The following is an 8441-nucleotide window of genomic DNA, read 5'->3' on the forward strand; positions in this document are numbered from 1 at the left end:
TCTTTGAAGGAATAAATATTAGCAATATTAAGTGGAAAGAGTGTGAAGAAATGTCATTAACAGCAGGAATCGTAGGATTACCGAACGTCGGTAAATCCACTTTGTTCAACGCCATCACTAAAGCGGGAGTGGAAGCGGCAAACTATCCATTCGCGACGATCGACCCAAATGTCGGAGTGGTCGAAGTTCCCGATGAACGTTTGAATAAACTAACAGAATTAGTGAAACCAAAAAAAACCGTCCCAACAACTTTTGAATTCACCGATATCGCCGGAATCGTAAAAGGCGCCAGCAAAGGGGAAGGTCTGGGGAACAAATTCTTGGCCAACATCCGTCAAGTGGATGCCATCTGTCATGTTGTCCGTTGTTTCGAAGACGACAACATCACACACGTCAGCGGAAAAGTGGATCCATTGGATGATGTCGAAACCATCAACTTGGAACTGATCTTCGCGGATTTGGAATCCATCGAGAAACGCTATACACGCATCAGCAAAATTGCCCGCACGAAAGATAAGGATGCTGTCCGCGAACTGGAAATCCTGGAGAAAATCAAGACGACTTTGGAAGAAGGTAAATCCGCGCGCACAATCGAATTCACACCTGAAGAAGAACCGCTTGTGAAAAGCCTGTTCCTATTGACGACAAAACCAGTTCTTTATGTCGCAAACATCTCTGAAGAGGACGTAATAGCCGGCGGAGACAATGAAATGGTGCAAATTGTCCGTGATTTTGCAGCGACAGAAGGCGCAGAGGTTGTTACCGTCTGTGCCCGTATCGAAGAAGAAGTGGCTGAATTGGATGATGAAGAAAAAGCTGAATTCCTATCGGAGTTGGGCATCGAACAATCCGGGCTTGATCAGCTGATCCAAAAAGCTTACACGCTGCTTGGGCTGGGAACTTACTTCACAGCAGGCGAAAAAGAAGTCCGTGCCTGGACATTCAGATTAGGGATGAAAGCACCGCAGACAGCCGGTATCATCCATTCCGACTTCGAACGCGGCTTCATCCGTGCCGAAACAGTTTCCTACGCTGACCTGTTGGCTTACGGCAGCATGCAAGCAGCCAAAGAAGCAGGCAAAGTCAGACTTGAAGGAAAAGACTACGTAGTCCAAGACGGCGACGTAATGGAATTCAGATTCAACGTATAACAGGATGTGATGATTCGCGTTTAGATACCCGGACGTTGGAGCACCCAGCGAAGTGAACCTCTTTTGTTCACTTCGCTGGGTGTGAAACGGGAGCGGTATCTGCGAATCAGAACTCAACTAAAGGATACGATGAAATGCGGGAGGGGATGAGCACTAAGAGGACATTACGAGAACGGCCGCAGTTTGGCCGTGACGTAATGTCAGCTTAGGCACTCAAACGTCACAGTGCGACGTTTGAGGTCTTTAGCTTTACTGGTACCTAAAACTAGTGAAGCACAATCTATATGCATTTCAGAGTTCAACTATAAGGATTCACAACACGTTTGACAAGGATACCGCATGTAATCAAGGGAGGATTTACCATTGGAAGAAACGAAGAGCGTTGCACAAATGAAGGTCGAAAACAAAGCCTTATGGCAGAGTTTGACAAAAAGAAATGAACAGTACATGCTGGGGCTGGACAGAACCTTGAGAGCTGCAAACCTGGAAGATGGACGCAGGGAGGAAATCTACAACAAAATGATGCGGGAATTGTTGGACGCCCAAAAAACCGGTAAAACTGCCCGCCAATTATACGGCACAGTGTCTGAGTGCGCATCAAACATCCTGGTCAATCCGACAGACAATGAAGTGAAAGTGCGTTCGACTGATTGGTTGATCGCTTTGGATGGCGGCTTATTGCTGGGGTCTCTTTTCGCGATGATTTCAGGCGTATCCTTGCTGACCAACAGTGGAGAAGACGTAATCGGAATGGGTCTGATCAGTTTGATCCTGAACTTTATCGTAGGCGGCATCGCCATGCTCATCATCTCCAAATACACACCAAATCCGGATGCACCAAAAGGTGAAAAAGGCTTCGGGAAATACATCTTTGCGACGACGGCCGCTATGCTGCTTTGGATGCTCATCATGACTGTTTCCATGATGCTTATTCCAGCCAGCATCAATATCGCTTTGCCTGCATGGGTGTACCTTGGAATCGCGGGTGTAGGTTTTGCTGCGAAAGTATACATGAAGAAAAAATATCATATCGTGGGCGGCATTTTGTAGGCCGTCAATTGGTTGGAGGCCGAGATGCAAATAAAACTTGTATCTCGGCTATTTTCGTATATTGACAGAAAAAAACTGTATATGAATCCCTGGATGCAAACGCAAGTGCTAATTCCGAATATTTCGGGGATTACATTTCGAAAGCATTCGATAAAAACGCTTGTATATGAGAATTGTATGATAAAGGGAGCTTTGCGCTTGACGTAGGTTGTTGGTGGTGGTATTTTAGATGATAAAAAATCAGCACAAATAAAAAGGAGTGTTCATCGAAAATGTCAAATTGGGAAACAAAATTCGCTAAAGAAGGTTTTACTTTTGATGATGTATTATTAGTCCCGGCTGAAAGCCATGTATTACCTAACGATGTGGATTTATCGATTGATTTAGCTAAAAATTTACACTTGAATATTCCTATAATGAGCGCAAGTATGGACACTGTAACCGATGCAGCAATGGCAATCGCAATGGCTCGCCAAGGCGGCTTGGGCGTCATCCACAAGAACATGACCATCGAAGCGCAGGCTGAAGAAGTGCACAAAGTAAAACGTTCCGAAAGTGGCGTTATCATCGACCCATTCTTCCTGACTCCTGATCACTTGGTTTCGGAAGCAGAGAATCTGATGAGCAAATACCGCATCAGCGGCGTGCCTATCGTTAATGATATGGAAGAGCGCAAATTGGTAGGGATTTTGACGAACCGCGATCTGCGCTTCATTGCAGATTACCAAGTTCCGATCGGCGATGTCATGACCAAAGAACATTTGGTTACCGCTCCTGTAGGGACTTCTTTGAAGGACGCTGAATCCATTCTGCAAAAATACAAAATCGAAAAACTGCCTTTAGTCGATGAAAGCGGCCGTCTGGCTGGCTTGATCACGATCAAGGATATCGAAAAAGTAATCGAGTTTCCCAACTCCGCAAAAGATGCACACGGCCGTTTGATCGTTGCGGCTGCAGTGGGTGTGACAAGTGATACATTCGAACGCGCCCAAGCCTTATTGGATGCAGGTGCAGATGCAATCGTCATCGATACAGCGCATGGCCACAGCGCCGGCGTTATCCGCAAAATTAAAGAAATCCGCGACCAGTTCCCTGAAGCAACCCTGATTGCCGGAAACGTAGCGACTGCAGAAGGAACCCGCGCACTGTTTGATGTCGGGGTCGACGTAGTCAAAGTCGGAATCGGACCGGGATCCATCTGTACGACTCGTGTCGTAGCCGGTGTCGGTGTTCCTCAGATAACAGCCATCTATGATGCTGCAAGCGTGGCGAGAGAATACGGCAGAGCAATCATCGCAGACGGCGGGATCAAGTATTCAGGAGACATCGTCAAAGCGATGGCTGCCGGTGGACATGCAGTCATGTTGGGCAGCATGTTGGCGGGTACGGATGAGTCTCCGGGCGAATTCGAAATCTTCCAGGGCCGTCGTTTCAAGACTTACCGTGGTATGGGCAGTCTGGCAGCAATGGAAAAAGGCTCAAGCGACCGTTACTTCCAAGGCGGCGTGAACGAAGCGAAGAAAATGGTGCCGGAAGGTATCGAAGGTCGTGTAGCCTATAAAGGGGCAGCCAGCGACATCATCTTCCAACTGCTTGGCGGTGTCCGTTCCGGTATGGGTTATGTCGGTGCAGCTAATTTGCAAGAGCTTCGTGATAATGCGCAATTCATCAAGATGTCCGGTGCCGGATTGATCGAATCCCATCCGCATGACATCCAAATCACAAAAGAAGCACCAAACTACTCCATCCAAAGATAAAAATGCGAGAAACCAAAATGTCCGGGACACTGTTCCCGGGCATTTTTTCCTTATGTTCACGGTTTGCTGGAGCTTTCTGATATAATTAAAACGGAATTTCTTTATGCTTCCTTAAGCAAAAATTTAGAACAATTTGGTACGATGAGGGAAAATATATATTTTGGGGAAAGGGTTGTCCTATATGAATAAAGTTTTGATTGTCGATGACGACAGGGAAATCGTGGATTTATTAAGCATCTACTGCAAAAATGAAGGGTACGATCCGATAAAGGCCTATGACGGCGTGGATGCCTTCCGCAAGCTTGAGGAAAATGCGGATATCCAATTGATTATTTTGGATGTGATGATGCCTAAGAAGGACGGCATATCGGTAGTAAGGGAGCTGCGGGAACAGAGCAATCCGATCCCGATTCTGATGCTGAGCGCAAAATCCACGGATATGGATAAGATCCAAGGATTGACGACAGGTGCGGACGACTATGTTTCTAAGCCGTTCAACCCACTGGAAGTGATGGCCCGCATCAAATCGCTTTTGCGCCGGACCAATATGCAGGTAGATGCTGCAGAGGTGGACTCGATCGAAATAGGTCCGCTGATCATCAAGAAAGATTCCCATGAAGTAAAGACGCTGAACGGAAAGAGCATCCAGTTGACCGCGCTGGAATTCGGCATCCTGCATTTATTGGCAAGTCATCCGAATCGCGTCTTCAGTGCCGATGAGATTTTTGAACGCGTTTGGCAACAGGAAAGCATCGTATCCGCCAAAACTGTTATGGTGCATGTGAGCCATCTTCGCGATAAAATTGAAGAGGCTACAGGCGGCGAGAAAGTCATCCAGACAGTATGGGGTGTAGGCTATAAGATTGGGGAATAGGCATGCCTGCATAAGGGCTAGCCTGAAAAAAACAGCTGAGTCGGGAGGGGGCAGCTTTGCTTAATAAGTTGAAGAAAAAAGAACTGAGTGAACTCATTTTTGAAGGGGCCTTGACGCTGGGCATCGTCTATCTGCTCTACATCGGGATGGAGCTGATGTTCAACCGACTGGTAGCGACCCCTCCCTCGATTTTGAGTGAAATCCCTTCCTTAAGGCGATTCGTGATGGTGGTTGACGCATTTTTAACCATTTACGATGATGCTTTCCAATGGATCGCGGCGATTTTTGCGGCCATCTTCACCGGCTGGCGTTTGGCCAGGAGATACAAGCAGATGCAGCTGACGCATATTCTGGACGAATTGCATTATATCGCAGCGGGGCACTTCGATCATCGGATCGATGCGAACAATGCCGGTAGCTATGTTGATGTTGTGGACAGCATCAATACGCTGGTGGAAAGTACGGTCCAAGCGATGGCAGAGGAACGGAAAATCGAACAATCGAAAGATGAATTAATCACGAACGTCAGTCACGATATCCGGACCCCCTTGACTTCCATCATCGGTTACCTGGGATTGATAGAGGATAAGCAATTCACGAGCGAAGAAGATGCTTTGCGTTATATCCATATCGCTTATACAAAGGCGCTGCAGATGAAGGTGCTTGTCGATGATCTTTTCGAATACACGAAAGTGCGTCAACCGACGACTCCGCTGCTGTTGAAGACGATCAACATCGGGAACTTTTTGGAGCAGATCGTCGCGGATTATGAACTGGAGTCACGCAAACGCCATATGGAGACTGAGGTTATCATGAAGACGGATCCGTTGATGATTGAAATGGATGTCGATAAAATGGCCCGTGTCTTCAACAATCTGATTTCCAATGCCCTGAAATATGCGCATGGCGGCACTTGGGTACATATCGAAGCGGAAAAAATCGGCTCTGAGGTGATTGTTGCCGTGAAAAATAACGGAGAGCGCATCCCTGAAGAATCGCTGCAGGAATTGTTCGGGCGCTTCTATCGGGTGGAAAATTCCCGTTCGAAGGAGACAGGCGGGACCGGGCTGGGGTTGGCGATTGCTCAAAGCATCGTTACACTGCACGGCGGATATATCTATGCGGAATCGGATGAGGCGGAAACCAAATTCGTGCTGCATCTCCCTTTGAAACAGACTCCGGCTTTCAAGGAATAAGGGACGTACGCTTTCTGTGTACGTCCCTTTTTTTGGTTGTCTTTTTACAGTATTTCCGCTAACATAGAAGGGTATGTGAACCGAACGATATGACTGATTGGAGATAACTACAAACAATGATAACTATAAAAAACAGAAAAATGATTATGGGAACACTATCGGCTGCTTCTGTATTGGCGAACAGCTTGTTTGCTGCACCGGTTGCTTTGGCTGCTGAACAACCTTCTGTCGATGCGAAAGCCGCTTTCGTGATAGAAGACGAGACTGACAAAGTGCTTGTCAACCAAAATGGGGAAGAAGCGCTGGGCATAGCCTCAATGACAAAGATGCTGAGCATCTACTTGATACTGGAAGCCATCGAAGCAGGGAAATTGACTTGGGACAAGCAAATCACCGTCAGTGATTACGTCTATGAAGTCAGCCAGAACTACAATTTTTCGAATGTACCTTTGCGTCAGGACATCACTTATTCTGTGGAAGAGCTGTACCAATCCGCATTGATCTATTCCGCAAACGGATCGACGATCGCTTTGGCGGAAGCTTTGGCCGGTTCGGAAGCGAAATTCGTCGATCTGATGAAGGCCCAGTTGGATGAGTGGGGCGTAGAAAGCTATGAACTCTATAATGCAACTGGCTTGTCGAACAGCGATGTCGCGGAAGAAAATCTATATCCGGGTGCACCAGCCGACGGATACAACAAAATGACAGCGCGTGGCGTCGCGATGGTTGCGGATCATCTGATCGATGATTACCCTGAAGTTTTGGAAACGACTTCCATTCCGGAGTTGGCTTTCCAAGCGGGAACGTCCGACGAAATCATGATGCACAGCTATAACGTGATGTTGCCTGGTATGTTTTATTACCGTGAAGGTGTCGACGGTCTGAAGACCGGAACAACGCTGGAATCCGGCGCATCCTTTACTGGTACCGCAATGCAAGATGAAATGCGGATCATCACCGTGGTAATCGGCGCTGACGAGAGCACCAAACGTTTCACGGAAACCGATCGTTTGATGGACTATGCCTTCTCGACCTTCGAGAAGACGACAGTAGCGGCGAAAGGCGATGCCGTTTCCACGCAAGAGCCGATTGCCGTAGCCAAAGGGAAGCAAACTGAGGTCGGGCTAGTCTACAATGAAGACCTTGTGACTGTTACCGAAAAAGGCGCTGAAGAGCTGGCGCTCACAACTGTTTTCACACCGGCTGAAAAAAGCCTGAATGAAGACGGCGAGATTGAAGCGCCTATCGAAAAAGGAACAGAAGTCGGGTCCGTCGCTGTGACTGTCGAAGGCGACGAGTTGGGCTATCTGGATGGAACGACTTCCGAGGATGTCAAAGTCGCAGTGGCAAGCAGCGTGGAGAAAGCCAATATTTTTGTACGCGGCGGTCGCGTTGTCGCAGACTTGTTCGGTAAAGCTTGGGAAACGGTATCCGATTTTGTCGGAGGATTCTTTGACTGATCCGGAATAGCTGCAGGCTAATCTGGACCTGCAGCTTTGTTGACAGCATAGGGTTTGTTCAGTAAAATGAGGGTATCGAAGCTTAGCCTAATTGAATAGAGAAAGCCATGCATGTGACCAGTAGATGATGTGAAGCGCCCCAGAGAGTCAGTGGTTCGGTGAGAACTGACCCTTCACCTGTTGAATCCCCACATGAAGCGAACAATGAAAACAAGGAATTGACTAAATTGTTCCGGATCCGTCCGTTAACGCAATGAAGCGCAGCCAGACCTATTTGGGATTGGCTGAAGTTGGGTGGTACCGCGAACGTTAAAGCCATTTCGTCCCAGATTGTTCTAGGGATGGAGTGGCTATTTTTGTACAGATAATGAGGAGGAAACGATATGTTGGATGTAAAATTTTTGAGGGATGGATTTGAAGATACTGCAGAGAAATTGGCTGCACGTGGGGTCAAAACAGAGGACTTGGCGACATTCAAGGAATTGGATGCGCAACGACGGGAGAAAATCGTTGAGACGGAAAATCTGAAACAATACCGCAATGGCGTTTCCCAAGAGATTGCGCAATTGAAACGCAACAAAGAGAATGCCGATGATAAGATTGCCGAAATGAAAGAAGTCGGCGATAAAATCAAAGCGCTGGATGAAGAACTGAATGAAATCGAAGAGAAGACGACTTTCATTGCAACAAGATTGCCTAACTTGCCGCATGTATCCGTTCCTGTCGGTGCGGATGAAGATGACAACGTGGAAGTAAGAAGATGGGGGACACCGCGTGCGTTCGATTTCGAACCCAAAGCCCATTATGACATCGCCGAGGCATTGGATATCCTGGACTTTGAACGTGGCGCTAAAGTGACCGGAAGCCGTTTTGTCTTCTATAAAGGCTTGGGAGCACGCCTGGAACGCGCTTGCTACAACTATATGCTGGATCTGCATACCGAAGAACAAGGC

Annotated in this window: 7 protein-coding genes and 1 other annotated feature (1 of these 8 only partly in view); all 7 genes read left to right on the top strand. The window is 47.5% G+C overall.

The annotated features are described in order from the left end of the window. Nucleotides 1–50 precede the first annotated feature (50 nt). Nucleotides 51–1151 carry a redox-regulated ATPase YchF gene (gene ychF, locus ACKPBX_RS08080; RefSeq protein WP_086628683.1) on the top strand — a complete coding sequence of 367 codons (1101 nt, stop codon included), beginning with the start codon at nt 51–53 and terminating at the stop codon, nt 1149–1151. Between the two features lie 363 nt (nt 1152–1514). After that, nucleotides 1515–2201: a DUF1129 domain-containing protein gene (locus tag ACKPBX_RS08085; RefSeq protein ID WP_086628682.1), complete on the top strand. Its 687-nt coding sequence runs from the start codon at nt 1515–1517 to the stop codon at nt 2199–2201. Between the two features lie 272 nt (nt 2202–2473). Next, entirely contained in the window at nt 2474–3958 is a 1485-nt protein-coding gene (guaB, locus tag ACKPBX_RS08090; RefSeq protein WP_319995078.1) for an IMP dehydrogenase, read from the top strand. A gap of 181 nt (nt 3959–4139) precedes the next feature. Further along, on the top strand, nt 4140–4832 hold the full coding sequence (locus ACKPBX_RS08095; protein ID WP_086628679.1) for a response regulator transcription factor: 693 nt from the start codon (nt 4140–4142) through the stop codon (nt 4830–4832). A 56-nt stretch (nt 4833–4888) separates the two neighbouring features. After that, the gene (locus ACKPBX_RS08100; protein WP_319995079.1) at nt 4889–6028 is read left to right on the top strand and encodes a sensor histidine kinase; all 1140 of its coding nucleotides are present in this window, start codon (nt 4889–4891) and stop codon (nt 6026–6028) included. A gap of 116 nt (nt 6029–6144) precedes the next feature. Continuing rightward, on the top strand, nt 6145–7488 hold the full coding sequence (locus tag ACKPBX_RS08105) for a serine hydrolase (RefSeq protein WP_319995080.1): 1344 nt from the start codon (nt 6145–6147) through the stop codon (nt 7486–7488). Between the two features lie 98 nt (nt 7489–7586). Beyond that, nucleotides 7587–7819, top strand: a binding site (T-box leader). Between the two features lie 52 nt (nt 7820–7871). Continuing rightward, on the top strand, nt 7872–8441 hold the beginning of the coding sequence (gene serS, locus ACKPBX_RS08110; RefSeq protein ID WP_319995081.1) for a serine--tRNA ligase. Its footprint extends 732 nt past the window's final position; the window shows 570 of its 1302 coding nt (coding positions 1–570); it begins with the start codon at nt 7872–7874; the stop codon falls past the right edge of the window.

The sequence above is a fragment of the Trichococcus shcherbakoviae genome (genome assembly GCF_963666195.1).
GTDB lineage: Bacteria > Bacillota > Bacilli > Lactobacillales > Aerococcaceae > Trichococcus > Trichococcus shcherbakoviae.

Excerpts from the sequence above, each read along its gene's own strand:
- ACKPBX_RS08095 (WP_086628679.1), top strand. The coding sequence starts at position 4,140 with ATGAATAAAGTTTTGATTGTCGATGACGACAGGGAAATCGTGGATTTA.
- ACKPBX_RS08105 (WP_319995080.1), top strand. The coding sequence starts at position 6,145 with ATGATAACTATAAAAAACAGAAAAATGATTATGGGAACACTATCGGCT.
- guaB (WP_319995078.1), top strand. The coding sequence starts at position 2,474 with ATGTCAAATTGGGAAACAAAATTCGCTAAAGAAGGTTTTACTTTTGAT.
- ychF (WP_086628683.1), top strand. The coding sequence starts at position 51 with ATGTCATTAACAGCAGGAATCGTAGGATTACCGAACGTCGGTAAATCC.